This window comes from Kribbella swartbergensis (assembly GCF_054784135.1).
In genome coordinates this window covers 40,553-58,936 of sequence record NZ_BAAGPM010000008.1, presented here as the reverse complement: position 1 = coordinate 58,936, position 18,384 = coordinate 40,553, and the positions used below count along the sequence as shown (strand labels likewise).

Below are 18,384 nucleotides of genomic sequence, written 5' to 3'. Positions count from 1 at the left end.
GCACCCAACCAGTGTGGCGGACCACAGGCCACGGCCACGCGAGTTATCCACAGCCTGTCCGTGACCTGAGCGTCTGATCGAACATTCGCTACCGTCCGGACGCTCGCAATGATGGTTGCGCGCATGTCCCGCGCCGCAGGCAGCCGAGCGGCGGCGGGCCGGTGCAGTAATTCGTGGTGCAGGTCGTGGTGCGAAATGATGGATAGCAGTGGGGAATCTCGAGAGTGGTGCGGGCGTCCGTGTTAGCAAAACCGCTGGTAGAGGGCCTAGGCGACGCTGTAGTTCCTCCTCGTAATGAGAAGGTCGTCGGTTCGATTCCGACAGGCGGCTCCACCCCAACCCCCAGGTCAGAGGCCACTCTCCGACGCTGGGGGTTCATCGTTTCCAGCCTCGATCGCCTTTGGTGCCCCCGTGGTGCTCCTGAGCCTCTTGGCAGCGTCCCAGAGGTTCTGATCGATCAAGGGCGCGCCTTCGGCGCGCGGCCCCGGCTGCGGGCGGCGCTGGGGCGCCGTCCTCGCCGGAGGCCGGGAGCAGGACGCTTCTCATCCACGCGACCCCAACCCGTCATGAGCCGCCGTCCTGGCGTCTGACCGCCGGTTAGCCCGTCCCCCCGACCGCTCGATCGTACGGCCACCACGGCCCACATCAAGAGCGCCTGCGGCGTCCCTGCGGGATCGGCAAGCCGACTCTTGACGTGCGCCGCGCTGGCCTGGGTTTGGCAGCTATCGGGGGGACGGGGCAGGTGTGGGCGATCTCAGCCCTACTGCGCCCAGCTCACGGCGTCGGGTTGCTCTTGCTGAGTGGCTAATGCACGCTGACTCCCGGAGGTGTGCGATGCGTTTCAACCAGACAATGCCTGTCGACGTACTGGTGCCAGTGCTGGGTTACCCAGACGTATCTGAGGCAGTCGAGTGGTTGACTGCCGCATTTGGATTTCGTTTGCGCTGGCAAATTTCCGATCATCGGGCTCAGCTCGCGGTTGGACCGACCGCTGCACTCGCAATCGTGCAGTCCGATGGGATCCCTACCCGTACGGACGAGGTCATGGTGCGAGTCGATGACGTCGATGCACACGCGGCAGCTAGCCGGGCTCATGGTGCAGAGATCACGCAGGAGCCGAAGACCCACATCTATGGCGAGCGCCAATACGTTGCCCGCGACCACACCGGCAGGAGTTGGTGCTTCAGCGAGTCGGTTGAAGACTGCGCGCCGCGAGCCTGGGGCGCTGTCGAGGGGCCGGGCCTCCTTCGGGCTGAGCCATAGTCCGAGGCTCGTGCAATTAGCGTGCGATGACGACGGGTCAAGCGGGGTCAAGTGGGGTCACTCGTCGGGCACAGGTTCACACTCAGGAGGAGGTGTTGAGCGTACTTTCGGCCGTGCTTCCAAACTGGCTAGCTGCTAACCGGCAGGCGCAAGTCTGCGGGCATGAGCTCGACCGCCAATCGCCAGCGGGGCAAATGCGTAGGCTGTGTACTGGGTGTGTATCGCCGAGCCTGCTTGGAAGAGACAAATCAATTCGGGACTCGTGGAGAAGGTCGCTTGATTAGCGCGAGAGGGCCGCAGCACGGTGGTCGGTTGCCCGGCCTCACCGTTCAACGTGAAGTTCCAACCATCGCACTGCAAGCTCGGTTGATCGGAACACTCGAGATCGATCCTTCGACAAACTGCCTGGTAGTTCGCATGACAGTCAGCACCCCAGTCCGCACCGGCGACAGGCTGGTCAACGTCGACAGGCTGGTCGACGTCGACGTCGCTTGGCCGCCACGCTGGAGCGCCGCGATCCGTGATGGCGAGGTTGCCCTGATTGATGCAACTGGACAGACAGCTGCCCACTTGGGCGACGAGGTACACGTCGGTGGAGGTTTCGTAGACACAGCCGTAATCCACGTCGTCTCGTGCACAGGCCAAGATCGGATATTCGAGGCGAGCGGGCTCTCGCGGTCTTGAACGAGCGCACCCGGCTTGGCCGGGCGGGGGCGAGCGGGGTCGTGCTTCGAGCCTAGAAGTCCTGGGGGGCACAGGGGGATCGGCCGCGCTTCCAACCTGGGGATGTAGGCCCCCCAAGGTCCCTGAACAGCCGTCAACGACCCCCCGATCACCGAGCATCATCAGCGCTCAGGATCGGGGGTCGTCGGCGTACGGACGCTCACCGGACCGGACTCGTAATGAGAAGGTCGTCGGTTCGATTCCGACAGGCGGCTCCACCCAAACCCCCAGGTCAGAGGCCATTCCCGACCTGGGGTTTCGCGCGTTCTGAGTGGGTCGTGGTGCGGGAACGTGGTGCGAACGGGTCCTATGATCCCCCGCACGGCGCCAAGGAGAAGTCGAAGCCGAAGCGGTCCCGCGGCCAGATTGAGTACTTCGAGCGAGCCGGTTTCACGAGGGCCGCCGACACCGCGTCAACGCTGGCCGGCCACCCGCGCATCCTCATGCGCCTCGACCTCGGTTGATCGGCGGGCCCGGGCGGCCTCGATGTCGGGGACGTGTTGTTCGGCCCACCGCCGTACGGCGCTGAGGGGGACGAGCAGCGATCGGCCCAGCGGTGTCAGGGCGTACTCGACGCGGGGCGGGTTCTCGGCGTACTCGTGCCGGCTGATCAGGCCGTCGAACTCGAGCGACCGCAGCGTCTCGGTCAGCACCTTGGGGGTGATGCCCTGGATGTGTGCTTTCAGGTCGGTGAACCGTCGCGGCCCGTCGGCGAGCGCGTTGACCACGAACACGGTCCACCGCGCGCCGATCCGGTGCAGCACGGTGCGACTGGGACATGTCGCCGCCATCACGTTGTACGCCTTGCCCATGGTGCTCCCAGTTCCGTTGAAGATACCGGTATCAAATCCATACCGTCGTACCCGTTGAATCCTACGGAAGGGACGGACATGGAGCGGATCCTGGTCATCGGCGGCGCGCGGGCACTCGGTGCGGCGGTCGCGCGGCGGGCGGTGCGGGAGGGGTACGACGTGACGATCGGCGCGCGTGATCTGGTCGCGGCGCGGGCACTCGCCGACGAGATCGGCGCGGATGCGATGCCCATCGATTTGCAGGACGAAACGACGATCGCGGCCGCCGCCGAAGAGCTGTCGGACCGCGTCGATCACATCGTCACGACCGGCTCGGCGCCGCACGACGTACGCGCCGGCGGGCTGGACCGGGACAAGCTGGTTGCGGCGTTCACGGCGAAGGTGATCGGGCCGATGCTGATCGCCAAGCACTTCGCGGCGCGGCTGCGGCCGACCGGGTCGATCGTGCTGTTCTCAGGGGTCGTCGGCTGGCGGCCGGGTCCGGGGTCGCTGGTCAAAGGGGTCACCAACGGCGCGGTCGAGTACGCCGCTCGCCACCTCGCGGCTGAGCTCGCACCGGTCCGGGTCAACGCCATCTCGCCCGGCGTCATCGACTCCGGCGCGTGGGACCGGCTCGGCGACGCCAAGGCGAGTCTGCTGACGAAGAGCGCCGTGACCACGTTGGTCGGACGCCACGGCCACAGCGACGACGTCGTGGACACGGTGATGTGGCTGCTGCGCGCAGGCTTCATTACCGGCGAGACAATCCACCTCGAAGGCGGCGCCCGCCACAAGTCGGCCTGAGGTCGAGCTCAGGCCCGGGGCGTGTTCCTTCAGGATGGCCATGAACGCACGTATCCACGTGGGGTGGTCGGGCCAGGCGCGGCCGGAGACGAGGTTGCCGTCGACGACCACATCGCCGTCCACCCACTCAGCTTCCCGGCCCTGACGTCGGCGCCAGTGCCGGGCAGGCGGACGCCTTGCGCCCGTTCAGTACGCCGGCCGCACCAGCCGCGGGTCGGCCCAAGGTCCGGGGCGACGCGGAACCGGTTCGGGGCCTTGCTGCCAGATCTGCTGGCCGCCTGCGGCGGCGACGGCCCCCAACGCGCCCGTCGTGCTGGTCAAGGCCTCGCGTTCTTCGGCAGCGTTGTCGGCCAGCCGTCAGCCAAACGCCACAAGAAGAAGAAAGAACGCGGCCAGCTGGGCCACTGATCGCTGGAACATATCCGGGTGCGGGTCGGCGCTTCCGCCTCGTAGCCTTTCGCCATGGCCAGCCAGCTCTTCGTCCCTGGTGACTTCGTCGTTCCCACGCAGCTGACCACGCCGCGTTTCCGGCTGGAGCCGCTCGGCCCCGAGCACAACGCCGCCGACCACGCCGCCTGGACCGGCAGCATTGATTACATCCGTGCGACTCCGGGCTTCCGAGGCCGCGGCTGGCCACCGGTCGACGGGATGACCCTGGAGGCGAATCTCGCCGACCTACAGCGTCACGCGGACGATTTCGTCCAGCGCCGTGGATTCACTTACACAGTGATCGAGACCGGCAGCGGCGAGGTGATCGGTTGCGTGTACATCTATCCCTCCCGCAGCGACGACCAGGTCACCGACGTTCGTTCGTGGGTCCGCGCCGACCGCGCTGACCTGGACGTGCCCCTGTACGAAGCCGTCACCACCTGGCTGTCCACACACTGGCCGCTGGAGAACATCAACTACGCGCCCCGCTGACGAGCACGCCGGACGACACAGATCCAGGATTTGAAGCACATGCGGCTGAGCCGATCCAGGGCCGTTCCGCGAAGCAGCTCAGCTGTTCACGTCACTGCCTACATCATCGACTCGGACTGTCCTGCTCCACGGCGACTTCCACCGGCGCAACGTTCTCCTGTCCGGACGAGGCTGGCTGGCCATCGACCCCTCCTCGATGGCCGGCGACCCGTCGTTCGACGTGGCGATGTTCCTCCAGCACGACATGCACAACCCCACCACGACCACACGAGTCGACGGACTGGCCGACCGGCTCGGGCTCGAACGACAGCGGACTCGGGCCTGGCTGTTTGCTCTGGCAACCCAAGCGGCGTCCTGGCATCTGTCCATTGGAGGCAGGCCTATGCACGACGCATACAGCCGCGCTGCGTCCACACTCCTGTGATACCGACTCGTGGACTTTCCGTCACTGCACTCACCGCGGACGACTACGACGTTGGGGCATTCAGCGGTGGTCACGGAATCGTCGGGTTCTCAGTACGTCAGGTATCCGTGCTCGCCGTCGTCGCGGCGGTTCTCGTCTTGGGTCACGCCCCATGATGTAGGGGGCTCGGTGTTGCGCTGGGTGTGAATGTCGCTGTCCATCGTTCTGCCCGACATCTCACGCCACCGCTCGACCAGCTGCTGGAGCGCGCGCCCGTGGGACTCGTCGAGGCCGAGGTCATACTCGTGGCCGAACGGCTGCCTCACGTAGGACGGCTGCTGGAACTGCGATGGTTCGCCTCGGACGTCCTGGCAGATCTGGAGGGCTTCAAGCGTGAACTCCAGGCGCCCCCCGGATCGGCCGGTCCGGCGCGCCTCGGCAAGGACCTCCAGCGCGAGCCTCGCCGCCCCTTCCAACACGTGGTTCGCGTCGTGGTCCTTGCCCAGTTCTATGACGCGTTGTAGGTGCCTGGCTGCGTCATCGACAAGGGCGACGGGAACAGAGAAGCGTGAGTACTTTTCTGCCAACTGCGACACCTGGTGTTGTGCGATCGCCAGGTGAGCGGCGATCGCTTCGTCTGGTGTCGTCAGTGTGCTGTCGGCGGTGTCTTCCGCGGCTGGCGGGCTGAGCAGCAACGTGTCGCCGATGGCGGTGGCAGTAGCCCAGTCCGCCGCGCGTTGCGCCAACTCCTCGACGCTCTTCACGCCCGCTTTCTCAATCATGTTCTCCAAGGCGCGAGAGAAGCCTGACCCGAGCAGGTACCCACCACTGATCCAGTGGCCGGACGGAAGGAGCGCCTCCAAGGCGGTGCCTGCTGCTATGCCCGCAACAATCGGGATGGTTTTCCGCGCAACTCGGCAGATTCGTCGGCCGAGCGCTTCGGGTGCCGCAGCGGGAGTGTCGCCGGTGAGTTCCAGTTGCCGCCGGGTTCGCATCAGGAAAAGGATCAGGTGGCGCTGAGCCTGGTGCACCCGGTCGGGTCGCGGTCCTTCGACGAGGGCGTTGGCGATCGCGTAGCGGGTGTCGGAGATCAACTCGTCGACCGGTGGCGGTGGTGGACTGTGGTAGCCGCATGCGGTGAGCAGAGCGCCGAAAGCGTCATCGTTGAACCAGCCGAGGGCGACGATCTCGTGTTGGGCGAGGACGTGTGCACGATCGCTGAGGTCGTTCCAGAATGCCTCGTCAGCAGCGATGAATTCCAGCGTCTCCACGAGGCCCTCGACGCTGCGGCGGACCTGCCGAACGGCGTCCAGGTCGTACCGGTTGCGGCTGTGACGGTCGAGGGCACGTCGAGCCCGTTCCTCATCCCTGATGAGCGCTGTCGCTCGACGTAGGTTGTTGTCCATTGCGACCTCCCCCGCTATGTCCGTCGACTACAACGTCGCGAACTGACGGGTGTCAAGGGAGCGAGGATCGTCCATGGCTGGGGAACGATGGTCGTCAGAGAGATCTGCTGGTCTTCGAACCCGACCTTGCCGGTCGGCACGACGCGCGACCGTTGGTTCGGCTGCCCGTCGCGTCTCCAGGGTCACGATTCAGCCTGCGGCATGCTGGTGGTGTGGCCGGCCGTGGCGCCGCAGGAATACGACGGGGCGGATGTTCCCGAGCATCATCGGTTCTGCCCGCACCGTGACCCGAGGCTCACCATGAAACCCGTGCTGATCGTGGTGTGGCCACCGCAGCGGGGCGCGGAAACCGTGGCGCGGCGGCGCTCATGCTCATAGGTCCACGGCTATTTCGCTGGGCTCAGCTTCGGGTCGGTCGCTTTGCGTTGTACTGGTTGAGGGCCGCGACGAGGGCGAGCCCGGCGGCCTCCACGACATCGGTGGACGACGCCCGGACTGCAAGCCTGCGGCCCGGCAGCTCCACCTCGAGCTCGACCTCTCCGACCGCGTCGCTGCCCGGGCCGACTGAGTACGCCCGGAACCCGACTACCCGCGCCTCCACGCCCGTCGCCTGCGAGATCGAATGGCACACCGCGTCGATGAGCCCGGTGCCAGAACCCTCGGCGTGCACCGGTTCCCCAGCCCGGGAGAGCGTCACGTTGGCGCGCGGCCCGTCCTTCGTGCCCCCCGAGTACGTTATAGCGTCGAGCTGCCAGCCGGTGGATGGCTCCGTCATGCGATCCCCCTTGATGTCCAGCAAATCCAGGGTCGTACGGTTCTCGACAGGATATTGCGCCCGGTGCGAGCCCTCGGTATGAGCCCCGGCGTGCGCCGCGCTGGTCAGGGTTCGCAGCTATCAGGGGGCGCGGCAGGTGTGGGCATGGGTCTCGGCTGGCCCATCCGCTGACAAGATCACCGGGTACCGGAGATCGGCCTTCTGGATACGGTCGGCATGCTGGGCGACCATTCGGCAGGTGGCCGGTCCGCCACCGAACCAGCAGTCCTCGTCGAACTCCCGGATGGTGTCGATCCGCACCGGCTCGACTGGAAGATCTTCCGCCAACTTCAACAGGCGTTCGGTCAAGTCAGCTCCCCGCGCCGTCCGTGGTGCGGGTTGTGGTGCGACTGTTCAGCAGCTCATCGGCCGGCGCGTTTACCGGCAGCCCGGGCCCGCTGCGGCATCGAGGGCGGGTGGACCGGCGAGGTCCTTCGGCACGCAGGGGACGTTGGTCCGGCCCGAGACAACGTCCTGGCGGAGCTGCTCCAGCCGTGCGGCGTACGGGGTGAGGAAGCCCCCAGACCGGGTGAGTTCGATGCCGCCGTTGGACAGGTCGTACTCACGCCGGCCGGGTGACAGGGTTCCGTCGAGCCAGGCGCGCAGGCCGTCGTAGATCGCCACATCGAAGCGGACGACCATCGAGGTCAGCACGTGCTCCCGATTTTCTGCCCTCGTCATCCAGTCGCCGTTGGCATAGACGTCGTCATCGACTCCGATTCCCCAGATTTTCCGATCAAGCTGAGTGGAGAGTACGGCGACCTCGTCCAGTGCTCCGTACTGCGCACCACCGGCAGCCGGAAAGATGACGTCTGCGCCGGCACGGACCATTTCACGGGTGGTCCGGCGCGCCTCGAGTTGGTCGAAGAAGCCGTCGTAGTCGGGAACGCGACTGAGGTACGTCGACAGCACCCGTGCATCCGGCGTGACCGCGCGTACCCCGGCGACGAACCCGGCCTCGATCCTGTGGAGCTCGGGAGTGTCGGCGCCGCCGATGAAGCCGACTGTCCCCGATGTGCTGGCCAACGCGGCCGCTGCCCCGACGAGAAACGCGCCGTCCTGGTGGGCGAAGCCGATCGACGTCACGTTCGGCTCGTCGACGACACCGGTGAACATCAGGAAGTCGACGTCCCGATGACGGCGGGCGACTGGTACCAGGTCGGTGTCGTTGGTGGTGACGATGACCAGGTCTTCGCCTTGCGCCGCGAAGCGGTCTGCCGCCGATTCGGCCGAGGTGGCATCGATCTCCGCCTTGGCCAGCGCGAAGCGGTTCTCGTCCGCGGCGCGGTCCAGGCCAACCTCGAAAAACCGGTCGATGTACCCGGTACGGTGATAGACCCAGCCGACCCTGGGAGTGTGCTCCTCGCCCGGTGAGAGCAGGCCGAGCGCGGCTGAAGCGCTGCCGATCAGCAAGGCTGCCACTGCTGTCAGCAGCCAGCGGCGTGACCGCCGCTCGAGACGCCTTCGGGTTTCGGCCAGCGCGGCTTCACGTGCGATCTCGTCGTCGGCCAGGGCCTGCGAGGCGTCGAGAAAGCGTGTCTCAGCCGCGGTCAACCGCAGAACACCCTCGGCGCGCCAGGTCTGGAACTGCTTGAGCCGCGCCCCGTGTAGCAGGTAGCCGGCATCGTGTTCCGCGGCGTGCCACTCCTCGAGCGCGGCCCGCAGCACACCGTGCCGCTCCAACGCGGTGCGGTGCCTCCGTACCAGATCTGCCAGCCAGGGCCATTGCTCGAACAATGCGTCGTGAGCCACCTCGACGGTGGCGTGTCCTGTCTGCTCGTCCCGGTCGAAGGTAACCAGGTGATGGCGACCGACGTCCCGACCTCCGAGACGGCGGCGGGGTCAACCCCGGTAAGTGCCGCGAGTTCTCGGGCCGGTGTGCGACGCCGAACGATCTGGCCGCCTTCGATGCGGACCAGCCGAAGGAAGATCTGGGTGGCCGCGGTGGCGACCTCGTCCGACCAGCCACGCCGAATCTGCTCTGCACGGCGGGTCAAGGCCGCCTGCAGGCCACCGATCGCCTGGTAGCCGGCCAGGTCCAGCGCCGACGGGCTGCGGTCGAACAGTTCGGTGAGGGCGAATTGCAGGAGCGGCAGTTGTGCTGGTTGGTCGGCTGTGGCGGCAACGAGTTCGGCGAGCAGCGCAGGCTCGACCGCGACACCGACCTGGGTTGCCGGGGCGACCACGGCGGCTTCGACTTCCGCGGGAGTCATCGGCAGCACGTTCACCACCCCAGTGGCGAACATCTCGGCGAACCCCCGATGCCGTAGAGGCCGGTCGTAGAGGTCGGCTCGAAGCGCGAGTAGGACGCTCACCCCGGCCTGGCCTGACACACGCGCCAGTCTGTCGAGAAAGACGCGCACGTCCGCCTCGTCCAGCGCCAGCAGATGTTCCTCGAACTGGTCCATCACCACGAGCACGGGCAGTCCGGCGGACCGGTGTGGTCCGGCCTCGCCGCCGGCGTGCGCGGCCGCCACCCGCGACTCGATCTCGTCAGGGTCGTGGAAGTCCGGCGGTATCTCGACGACGGCCGGCGGCCGCTCTTGGTCCGCCAGCAACCGCGCCAGAACTCCAGCTGCCAGGACACTCGACTTTCCGGACCCGGACGGTCCGACCACGGCGACCAGTGGGTGGCCTTGGCCAAGGCGCGACAAGATCTCATCGGTCAGAACCTCGCGCCCGAAATAGTCGTCGGAGTCCGCGACCTCGAAGGGCCGGAGGCCCTTGTAAGGGTTCCGATGGGGCACTGAGACGGCGGCCGCTGCTCGCCCTGGCTCAAGCGTTGGATCGTGGAGAAGGATGCGTTCCTGCAAGCCTGCCAGCGAAGGTGTGGGGTCGAGGCCGAGCTCGTCGCGCAGGCTCTCCCGGTACACGGAGTAGGTCCTCAACGCCTCCCGATGCCGGCCGGCCCGGTACAGCGCCAGCATGAGCAGTTCCCGGCTGCGCTCGCGGTACGGGTCCTCGCGGCAGGCACGTTGGGCCCAGGTGACTGCTCGGGCTGGATCGCCGGACGACAGCCAGGCCTGGGTGAGATCCTCGAGGACCCGCAGCCGCAGGTCCTGCCACCGTCGGACTTCCGGCTGAGCGATGGTCTCGAGCGCTGTGTCGGCGAGCGGTTCCCCCTGCCACAACTCGAGTGCGGCGGTGAGCAGATCCGCCGCTGTCGGGCTCATCTCCGTGACGGAGTGGTGTCCTTCCTCGGCCAACCGCTCGAACCGGACGACGTCGACCGCCTCGGCGGGCAGATCCAGAAGGTAGCCCGGTTTCTGCGTGACGATGACCCCCGGACCATGGGTGCCGAGCGCTCGCCTCAGGTTCGAGATGTAGAGCTGAACAGAGTGTTCGGCGGTTCGAGGAGGGTGGTCGCCCCAGAGCAGGTCGATGATTCGGGCGGTGCTGACCACGTCGCCACGGTGCAGAAGCAGGATGCCGAGGACGCTGCGCTGCTTGGGTGGTCCCAGGTCGACCTGCCTGCCGTCGACAGTGACGCGGAGCGAGCCGAGCATTCGCACGCGAATGCGGTCATCCGGTTCTCCGATCGGGCTGGGGAACCGTCCGCCGACCACGTCACCCACGGGGCACCTCCCTCCAGGGCAATGTACGACGAGGGCGGAGTGGACGCTCCGCCCTCGGACCTCCTTTTCAGTTGAGCGCGACCATTCCGCGCAGAGCGTCGACGATGCCGACGGCCTCGTCACACGGCCCTGGGTAGTAGGTGCCAACCAGTTGCCCGTGACCGGACAGGTCGGCGTACGCACCTGTGCCTGAGACGACGCTCCACGTGCCGCGGTCGGCCGGGTCGCACGGTGACCAGCGGGCGAGGATGTGGACGACGAAGGTCCCGGATCCGTCGTCGCAAGTGAACACCTTGTCGACGTCGAACGTGAACATGTTGCGACGTTCCGTGATCTGTTGCCGGATCAGCGCTGTGGTGCCGCTCGGGCACAGCCCGCCTCCGCTCGCCTGGAATGTGCCAGTGCCGGCGTCGAACGACTCGGTGTTGAGAATCTCGACGTACCCCTCCCGCGGCGCCGCGGCCGACGCCGGAACCGACGCCGACAAACCGGCTGCCGTGATGACCGTTGCGACCGCGATCCGCACAGTCCACCCAAGATGCCGCATGACCAGACCTCCTCACGATGGGCGGTGTCCATCGCCGCCCCCTATGGGAGGAGAAACTTCCAGGCGGCTCTCTACGGATGCTCTATCCCAGGGCCGGCAGTCGGCGCCGCAGGAGCTGAGAAGGCACGCGAGCACGCGCCGTCATTCTCGCGGCAGGTCGAGGGAGCTGACGGGGCCCGCGCCGACGAACTCGGAGGGAGCTGCCATGAGCGGTGTCAGCAGCCGGTCGACCTCTGGCACAAGGCGGGAGAACGCCGCCTTGCTGTCCTCCTCGCTGTGCCAGAGATTGATCATGAAGCGGCGTCCGGCTCCCAGGTCTACGACGATGCTGCCCTCATAGCCGGGCTGGGCGGCATGGATTCGATCGAACTCCTCCACCTGGGCACTCGACACCGCCAGCTTGTCCTGGTCGAACGAGTTGAGTCGGAGTACGGCGTACATCGTGTCCTCCTCGCGTGGATCGGTGGACGGTCACGCCGCGAGAGCGAGCACGTGACCGTCGGCAGCCGGCGCGTTGTCGAGCGCCTCTTTGAGCACCTCGGCCAGGGCGGCGACCAGCTCTGGGTCCGGCCGCCCCTCGCTGAGACGCTGATGAGCCCTGGCGACACTGAGCCCCTGAGGAGCGACGTCAGCGCCAATGTGGCCGAGCACGGTGCGCAGGTGCGTGGCGGCGCGGATGCCGCCGTACCTGCTGGGCGATGCGGACAGCACCACCACGCGCTTGCCGCGCAGTACCGAGTCGTGGGGTGGCCGTGACAGCCAGTCCACGGCGTTGCCCAGCAGGCCAGGCACGCTGCCGTTGTACTCCGGTGTCACGACTACCAGGGCGTCGGCCTCGGCCACCGCCTCACGTAGCTCCAGCACGGGAGTCGGAACGCCCGCTGCCTCCAGGTCTCCGTCGTAGTAGGGCAGTCGGTCCAGGTCACTCACCACGGTCACGGTGTCGCTGTCGCGCGTGGTAGCCGCCAGACGCGCGAGTCGGGTGTTCAGGGACTCCCGCCGCGTGGACCCGGAGATCATCAGGATCCTCATCGTGGGCCTCCTCGGACGATGATTTATATGCGTGAGCATACATCTAAATCTATGCGTGCGCAAGCATCAGTTGTACGATGACCCGCATGCCACCCAAGCGTCAGCGGGCTGATCGAGGCGAACTCGGGCCGGCCTTTCGCGCCGCCCGTGAAGGGATCAGGTATCCGGCGCCTACCTATGCCGCGGCGTTCCTGGGTCTTGTTCGCGCGGCGGAGTATCTGGAGCGGACCTTGGACGCAGAGTTGCGCCGGGTCCACGGCATCGGGCTTCGCGGGTTCGAGGTGCTGCTGCATCTGGGAGCGTTCTCGCCCGACGGCTCTCTGCCCTTGACCCAACTGGTCCGGCAGGCCCCGCTGAGCCAAAGCCGGATGTCACGACTCGTCGCAGAGTTGGAGAGGGAGGGGTTCGTCAGCCGCGAGGTCGACGAGCGCGACACCCGTGCAGTGATCGTCGCGATCACTCAGAAAGGGCTCGCCATGCTGCGGGAGGCTCAAGAGACTCACTACACCGGCCTCGAGAGTCATCTGTTCTCCCGGTTGACTCGAGCCGAGATTTCGCAGCTTGCCGCGGTCACCAGGAAGCTGCTGGACGGCGTGCCGGACAACGAGCTTTCGGCGGGGTAACGCATCGAAATGCGCAGCTCGCCGTCTTGCCTGCAGTCGTCCCGCGGGTCGATCGGGCCGGTGAACACGGCAGGTGTACCGGGCGCCGTTCGGGTCCCGCGGTACGGCGCTTTCGGTGGGGTCAATCGAGGTGGGTGCTGCTCACCAGGCCGAGGGTGAGGCCGGTGGGGATCAGGATGGCTGCGAGGAAGAGGCGCTCTCGGACGGCCGAGATGAGGCCCCAGATGGTGAGGACCAGGGCGATCGACCAGAGCAGCAATCCCAGTGACACTCACGCACCTTAGCGGCTGGTCAGTGTTCCAGCGGCTGTTCTTGCAGGTCTCTAACAGGCACCGTCAGGTGAGGTTGGCTACCTGTTCGACTTCGGTGGTTTTGCCGGCCACGATGAGGACGTCGCCGCGGTGGACGACGGTTTCGGCGGTGGCGTAGGTGAAGCCTTCGCCGGGTCGCTTGATGCCGACGACGGTCACGCCGTACTTGCTGCGCAGCCGGCTCTGACCCAGTGGCAGGTCGTGGGCTTCGGCCGGTGCGGTGGTCTTGACGATCGCGTAATCGTCCTCGAACTGGATGAAGTCGAGCATCCTGCCGGTGACCAGGTGCGCGACCCGCTCTCCCATGTCGTGCTCCGGCAGTACGACGTGATGGGCGCCGATACGTTCGAGGATTCTGCCTTGTTGCCGGTTGATCGCCTTGGCCCAGATGTTGGAGATGCCGAAGTCGACGAGTAACGAGGTGGTCAGGATGCTGGCCTCGAGATTGGTGCCGATCGCCACGACCGCGCGGTCGAAATCGGGTACGCCGAGTTGACGCATCGCCTGCTCGTCGGTGGTGTCGGCCACCACGGCGTGGGTGAGGTCGTCGGCCAGTGACTGCACACGGCGGGGATCCGCGTCGATGCCGAGGATCTCGTAGTTGCGGCGGGCCAGCTCTCGTGCGAGGGAGCTGCCGAACCGGCCGAGGCCGATCACGACGACGCGAGTGGGGCGCTGTTTGTCAGCCAACGACGGGTCGCTCCTCTGGTAGTTCGTAGCGGCGGGGACGCTCGCGCAGCGCCAGCGCCGAGGCCATGGTGATCGGTCCGAGCCGGCCGACGAACATCAGCGCCACGAGCACGAGTTGGCCGGCCTCGGGGATTTTGGCGGTGATACCGGTGGACAGCCCCACGGTACCGAAGGCGGAGACGGTCTCGAACAACACGTCATCGAGCCGGAACGAGGTCATGGCCAGCAGAATCAAGGTCGCGGTCATCACGGCGCCGACCCCGAGCAACGCGACGGTGAGGGCTTGGCGTTGCACCTGGCCCGGCAGGCGCCTGTCGAGTACGTGCACGCTCGGCTCGCCGCGGATCTCGGCGAGGATGACGAACGCCAGTAGCGCGAAGGTGGTGACCTTGATTCCGCCGGCCGTTCCACCGCTGCCACCGCCGATGAACATCAGCACGTCGTTCACCAGCAGTGTCGTGGGCTCGAAGTGGGCCAGGTCGAGACTGTTGAACCCGGCGGTGCGGGGCATCACACCATGGAAGAACCCGACAAGCAGCTTGTGGTGCAGGTCCATCCTGCCCAGCGTCTCAGGGTTGCGCCATTCGCTCAGCGTGACGCCGACGAAACCGACGATGAGCAGTACGCCGTAGGTGAGGAGAGTGATGCGGGTGTGCAGCGACCAGCGCCGGCCGCGGCGGAGATGTCGTCGCAGGATCTCGTGGATGACCGGATAGCCGAGTCCGCCGATGATCACCGCTGCCATGATCGGAACGCAGATCCACGGGTCCGTCGCGAAACCGATCAGGTTGTCGCTGAACAGGGCGAAACCGGCGTTGTTGTACGCCGACACCGCATGAAAGAGCCCCAGGTACGCGGCATCGCCCAGCGACTCGTGATAGCCGAAGCTGAAACGAGCCGTCAGCAGAACGGCGACGACCAGTTCCACGGCCAGGCTCAGTTTGATCACGCCGATGATCACCTGCCGCACATCGCCCAGTCCGAGCGCCTTGGTCTCGGTCAGCGCAGACAACTGCAGCCGCAGCCCAAGGCGCCGTGCGACGAGCAGGGCCAGCAAGGACGCCAGGACCATCACGCCCAGTCCGCCGATCTGAATCAGTCCGAGGATGACGGCCTCGCCGAATCCTGACCAATGCGTCGGGGTGTCGACGACTACCAGGCCGGTGACGCAGACCGCCGACACGGCCGTGAACAACGCCGGTATCAGTGCCGTCGGTTCACCGCTGTGCGCGGAGATGGGCAGCATCAGCAACACACAGCCGATCGCCGTCACCGCCGCGAAGCCGACCACCACGAGCCGACCGGGATGTCTCCAGGACGCAGAAAGCGGCCGCCTGCTGACCGGTCGGGCCACCATCGGAGTCGTCGGGTCCATCGCCACCGCCAATCGGATGCGCTCGCTCGACCGAGCAGCCTACGTGGCCCACGGAGTCCCTCGACGGACCGGCTTCGCCTGCCGGCAGATCACCCAGGTGCCGGCAACGGCGTCCGGTCAGGACCGCGATCAGCTGGTGTAGCGGCATGAGGCGGCCTCGCGCGCTGTGTCCTCAACGCGCGAGGCCTGAGCGCCCGCTGGTCTCGAGCTCAGCGGACGTCGATACCTCAAGTGCCCGCCATTCAAACGCTGGTATCACCCAGTCCGTTGTCGTCGCGCGGGCGGCACCGCCGGGCGTCAGTTGTCGAGAGCTGTGATGGTGGCGGTGATGGAGCCGTCGATATTCGCGATGCGCTCGGCCGCGTCATCGTGCATACGGCCCAGGACGACGATGCCGTTGTAGTAGGACTGGTCGCCGTAGTAGAGGACCAGGTCGTTGCCAGGTGCGTAGTAGCCGACGTCGCCGACGTCGGGATCCGCGCCGTCGGGCTGACCGTCCAGGGACAAGGGCGAAGGCAGAGGTCCTGTCTTCTCTACCGAGCCGTGGTCGCTCATCTCGACGCTGAGCGGCAGTTGCGCAGCCAGATCCCGGGTGGCCGGGCTGTCGTCGAGGGTGGCTTGGAACTGCTGATCACCGATGCTGATGCGAATTCTCATTCCATCCTCTTGCGTACTGCGTGGGGCTTGCGAGCTTGGCGGAGTCGTTTGCCGGCGGCCCGCGTCGCCGGGGCCGGCGGTGGGTCCGCAGGCGGCCAGGGCCAACGCGACGCCGGCGGTCAGCACGATGGTGGCGGTACGGCGGACGGCTTTCATTGATCCTCTCCGCAGGGTTGGGACCGACATGTCACGCACGGCCCCTCAGGCAGGCGCGGACCTACTGAAGAGGCCCACGTGTCGAGTGAACCGGGTGTGCTCGTCGCGTGGAAGTTCCTGCCAATGGGTGCACTCACAGGGCACCCTTCACCGCTCTCCCAGCGCTGCTGGCGGACTACTCTCGTGGTCGGGGACAACCGCCAGGCACACGGACGAAGAACACGCAGAGGGACCTGATGCAGATCACCCGCAGCTCACTCGACACCACCAAAGGGCCCGCCGACTGGTTCACTGGCGATGTCTACATCGACGCCGTCGCCGCGTCCCCGCCACCCTCGCGGATCATCGCGAACCTGGTCCACTTCATGCCCGGCGCCCGTACCCACTGGCATCGCCACCCGCTGAGTCAGACGGTCTTCGTCACTGAAGGCATTGGGCTGTGCCAGCGACGCGGCGGCCCCATCGAGGTCATCCGCCCCGGCGACCGCGTCCTCTTCGAGGCCGACGAGGAACACTGGCACGGCGCGGCTCCGAACCGCCTGATGGTCCACCTCGCCATCAATGAGGCCGACACCGACCACGACTCCGTCCACTGGCTCGACCCGGTCACCGACGAGGAGTACCGAAGCGCGCCGCCCATCGGATCGTGAGCCGGCACGTCAGCCGTGGCGATCAAGGTGCCGTTGGTGATTCGGGCGCCTCCTGGGTCGGGGCGGTCCTACAACGTGATTCCGGGGGCTTGCGCTCTGCACGGTGTCAGGGGCGCGGCGGGATCGTCGTGGTCGATCTCGTACTGACACTCGCCGCAGCCCTCCTCGTGGGTGTGTTCACGCCAGTCGTGACCGCAGGCCGTGCAGTTGCCGTAGTGGGCATTGCGTGCGCGGCGAGCTCGGTAGTCGCCCCACCGAGCACCCAGCCACTGGATCGGATTCACGGGTTCAGCGAACCACAGGTTGTCAAAGCGGGGGACGCCATCAAAGGGGGTGTAGGCGGGGGTCGATGTGGCCGTTGAGCCAGGTAAGGATCATCGTGTCGAAGAGGTGGGGGTTTTCGATGTTCCAGATGTGGTGCATGCGTGGGGCGAGGCGGGTCTCGGCGTGGGGTACGACGGGGGCGACGGCTCGGAGCGAACGGCGTACCACCCTGGGTTCCCGTTCCCCGGCCACGAGGAGCATCGGACCGTCGTACGCACCGAGGTTGTCGGGCACCCCACCGGTGTGGACGTCGTCGAGCATCCGCCGGGCTGTCTCACGCTGAACCGATAGGCCGTGGCTGACATACAGATCGCGCGAGTCGACGGGCAGTCTGAAGCCGGCCGCCAGCGCCTTCCAGAACCAAGGCGACTCCCAGAACGTCAACTGCATCCGCGCCAAGAGCCGTGAAAACCCCCTGACCGGCAGGAGCGGCGCACCCGTGACAAGAACCGACGTGGCAACGTCCGGATGGCGAGCCGCGAGGTGGAGCGCGACGGCTCCGCCCAAGGAAAGGCCGACGACATGGAAGCGCCGGCGCCCGGTCAATTGCTCGACGCGTACGACGACATCGTCAGCCGCGCCACCGAGTCCGGGCCAGGGCTCGCCGGTACGGCGTCCGAAACCTGGCAGATCTGGCGTGACCACGGTGCGATGCTTCAACGCCTCGAGCTGCGGCTCCCACATCCAGTTCGCCACGTTCCCACCGTGCAGGAGGACAACGGGGTCGTCGTCGTGCGCAACAACCGGCGCCGGTGGGTGGATCTCGGGGAAGGCCGTGGTCATCGCAGCGTCTCCTCGAGGCTCTCGAGCCACTCCAGTTCGGTGCGGGTATGGCGGAGTCCGTTGTCGAGCGTGGCGAGTCGAAGGCGCCCGGCGCGATCGGTGGGTTCGGGGCTGTTGGCGCGGATCGCTTCCAGGGTGGCGAGCGTGGTGCGGGCCGCATGCCGCCGCCGCTCGAGCAGCGCCGACGTCTCCGAAGGGTCCAGGTCGCCTGCGAAGAAGACACGTGCCAGGAAGGCGTCTCGTTCGGGTTGCCGGTCCAGGTCGGAGGTCAACCATTCGTGCAGTGTCGCCCGCCCGGCCGCCGTCAGGCGGTGCACCTGGCGGTCCGGTCCGGCCTCGCCCGGCACCTTCTCCACTTCGACGAGACCGTCGGTCACGAGGGTCGCAAGCGTGCGGTAGATCTGCGCCTTGTCGGCCGACCAGAAGTAGTTGATGGTCGAGTCGAAGTGGCGCTTGAGGTCGTAGCCGGACATCGGGGCGATCGAGAGCAACCCCAGGATGATGCGCTGCAGAATCACCCTGCTAGTAGACAATAC

20 protein-coding genes and 2 pseudogenes are annotated in these 18,384 nt (G+C 66.8%); 6 read left to right on the top strand and 16 right to left on the bottom strand.

What is annotated here, in order from left to right; all coding sequences use genetic code 11:
- Window positions 1-807 precede the first annotated feature (807 nt).
- Window positions 808-1,263 carry a VOC family protein gene (locus tag ACYVOK_RS03935; protein ID WP_460660840.1) on the top strand — a complete coding sequence of 152 codons (456 nt, stop codon included), beginning with the start codon at window positions 808-810 and terminating at the stop codon, window positions 1,261-1,263.
- Window positions 1,264-2,399: 1,136 nt separating this feature from the next.
- On the opposite strand, the gene ACYVOK_RS03930 is transcribed toward ACYVOK_RS03935, so the two are convergent.
- On the bottom strand, window positions 2,400-2,798 hold the full coding sequence (locus ACYVOK_RS03930; RefSeq protein WP_460660839.1) for a winged helix-turn-helix transcriptional regulator: 399 nt from the start codon (window positions 2,796-2,798) through the stop codon (window positions 2,400-2,402).
- Between the two features lie 78 nt (window positions 2,799-2,876).
- Between ACYVOK_RS03930 and ACYVOK_RS03925 the strand changes: the two genes are divergently transcribed.
- From ACYVOK_RS03925 to ACYVOK_RS03915, 3 genes are all read left to right on the top strand, one after another.
- Window positions 2,877-3,581, top strand: coding sequence for an SDR family oxidoreductase (locus ACYVOK_RS03925; protein WP_460660838.1), 705 nt, complete (start codon window positions 2,877-2,879; stop codon window positions 3,579-3,581).
- A gap of 462 nt (window positions 3,582-4,043) precedes the next feature.
- Entirely contained in the window at window positions 4,044-4,502 is a 459-nt protein-coding gene (locus tag ACYVOK_RS03920; RefSeq protein WP_460660837.1) for a GNAT family N-acetyltransferase, read from the top strand.
- A gap of 82 nt (window positions 4,503-4,584) precedes the next feature.
- Entirely contained in the window at window positions 4,585-4,926 is a 342-nt protein-coding gene (locus ACYVOK_RS03915) for an aminoglycoside phosphotransferase family protein (RefSeq protein WP_460661250.1), read from the top strand.
- Between the two features lie 89 nt (window positions 4,927-5,015).
- Here ACYVOK_RS03915 and ACYVOK_RS03910 read toward each other — a convergent pair whose 3' ends face one another.
- From ACYVOK_RS03910 to ACYVOK_RS03870, 9 genes and pseudogenes are all read right to left on the bottom strand, one after another.
- Complete coding sequence (locus ACYVOK_RS03910) at window positions 5,016-6,311, bottom strand: hypothetical protein (RefSeq protein WP_460660836.1); 1,296 nt, start codon at window positions 6,309-6,311, stop codon at window positions 5,016-5,018.
- A gap of 400 nt (window positions 6,312-6,711) precedes the next feature.
- Window positions 6,712-7,110 (bottom strand): alpha-isopropylmalate synthase regulatory domain-containing protein, encoded by a 399-nt coding sequence (locus ACYVOK_RS03905; protein ID WP_460660835.1) that lies wholly within the window; start codon window positions 7,108-7,110, stop codon window positions 6,712-6,714.
- Between the two features lie 96 nt (window positions 7,111-7,206).
- On the bottom strand, window positions 7,207-7,434 hold the full coding sequence (locus ACYVOK_RS03900; RefSeq protein ID WP_460660834.1) for a hypothetical protein: 228 nt from the start codon (window positions 7,432-7,434) through the stop codon (window positions 7,207-7,209).
- A gap of 69 nt (window positions 7,435-7,503) precedes the next feature.
- Complete coding sequence (locus tag ACYVOK_RS03895; protein ID WP_460661249.1) at window positions 7,504-8,679, bottom strand: BMP family lipoprotein; 1,176 nt, start codon at window positions 8,677-8,679, stop codon at window positions 7,504-7,506.
- Between the two features lie 126 nt (window positions 8,680-8,805).
- A pseudogene (locus ACYVOK_RS03890) lies at window positions 8,806-8,877 on the bottom strand (hypothetical protein); the annotation flags it as partial.
- A 119-nt stretch (window positions 8,878-8,996) separates the two neighbouring features.
- Window positions 8,997-10,631: pseudogene (locus tag ACYVOK_RS03885) on the bottom strand (AfsR/SARP family transcriptional regulator); the annotation flags it as partial.
- A 136-nt stretch (window positions 10,632-10,767) separates the two neighbouring features.
- The gene (locus ACYVOK_RS03880; protein ID WP_460660833.1) at window positions 10,768-11,247 is read right to left on the bottom strand and encodes a hypothetical protein; all 480 of its coding nucleotides are present in this window, start codon (window positions 11,245-11,247) and stop codon (window positions 10,768-10,770) included.
- A 141-nt stretch (window positions 11,248-11,388) separates the two neighbouring features.
- A complete protein-coding gene (locus tag ACYVOK_RS03875) occupies window positions 11,389-11,688 on the bottom strand; it encodes a hypothetical protein (RefSeq protein ID WP_460660832.1) in 300 nt (99 codons plus the stop codon).
- A 30-nt stretch (window positions 11,689-11,718) separates the two neighbouring features.
- On the bottom strand, window positions 11,719-12,279 hold the full coding sequence (locus ACYVOK_RS03870; RefSeq protein ID WP_460660831.1) for an NADPH-dependent FMN reductase: 561 nt from the start codon (window positions 12,277-12,279) through the stop codon (window positions 11,719-11,721).
- An 86-nt stretch (window positions 12,280-12,365) separates the two neighbouring features.
- Here ACYVOK_RS03870 and ACYVOK_RS03865 point away from each other — a divergent pair, with 86 nt between their 5' ends.
- Complete coding sequence (locus ACYVOK_RS03865) at window positions 12,366-12,902, top strand: MarR family winged helix-turn-helix transcriptional regulator (RefSeq protein ID WP_460660830.1); 537 nt, start codon at window positions 12,366-12,368, stop codon at window positions 12,900-12,902.
- A gap of 121 nt (window positions 12,903-13,023) precedes the next feature.
- Here the strand turns inward: ACYVOK_RS03865 and ACYVOK_RS03860 are convergent, their stop codons facing one another.
- From ACYVOK_RS03860 to ACYVOK_RS03845, 4 genes are all read right to left on the bottom strand, one after another.
- Entirely contained in the window at window positions 13,024-13,173 is a 150-nt protein-coding gene (locus ACYVOK_RS03860) for a hypothetical protein (protein WP_460660829.1), read from the bottom strand.
- A 64-nt stretch (window positions 13,174-13,237) separates the two neighbouring features.
- Window positions 13,238-13,903, bottom strand: coding sequence for a potassium channel family protein (locus tag ACYVOK_RS03855; protein WP_460660828.1), 666 nt, complete (start codon window positions 13,901-13,903; stop codon window positions 13,238-13,240).
- Window positions 13,896-15,197 carry a TrkH family potassium uptake protein gene (locus ACYVOK_RS03850; RefSeq protein WP_460660827.1) on the bottom strand — a complete coding sequence of 434 codons (1,302 nt, stop codon included), beginning with the start codon at window positions 15,195-15,197 and terminating at the stop codon, window positions 13,896-13,898. Before ACYVOK_RS03850 ends, ACYVOK_RS03855 begins: the two co-directional genes overlap by 8 nt.
- 378 nt (window positions 15,198-15,575) lie before the next feature.
- Complete coding sequence (locus tag ACYVOK_RS03845; protein ID WP_460660826.1) at window positions 15,576-16,091, bottom strand: cyclophilin-like fold protein; 516 nt, start codon at window positions 16,089-16,091, stop codon at window positions 15,576-15,578.
- A gap of 236 nt (window positions 16,092-16,327) precedes the next feature.
- Between ACYVOK_RS03845 and ACYVOK_RS03840 the strand changes: the two genes are divergently transcribed.
- The gene (locus tag ACYVOK_RS03840) at window positions 16,328-16,741 is read left to right on the top strand and encodes a (R)-mandelonitrile lyase (protein ID WP_460660825.1); all 414 of its coding nucleotides are present in this window, start codon (window positions 16,328-16,330) and stop codon (window positions 16,739-16,741) included.
- A gap of 324 nt (window positions 16,742-17,065) precedes the next feature.
- Here the strand turns inward: ACYVOK_RS03840 and ACYVOK_RS03835 are convergent, their stop codons facing one another.
- Entirely contained in the window at window positions 17,066-17,848 is a 783-nt protein-coding gene (locus ACYVOK_RS03835; protein ID WP_460660824.1) for an alpha/beta fold hydrolase, read from the bottom strand.
- The gene (locus ACYVOK_RS03830; RefSeq protein ID WP_460660823.1) at window positions 17,845-18,366 is read right to left on the bottom strand and encodes a PadR family transcriptional regulator; all 522 of its coding nucleotides are present in this window, start codon (window positions 18,364-18,366) and stop codon (window positions 17,845-17,847) included. The genes ACYVOK_RS03835 and ACYVOK_RS03830 overlap by 4 nt, the downstream gene beginning before the upstream one ends.
- Window positions 18,367-18,384 lie beyond the last annotated feature (18 nt).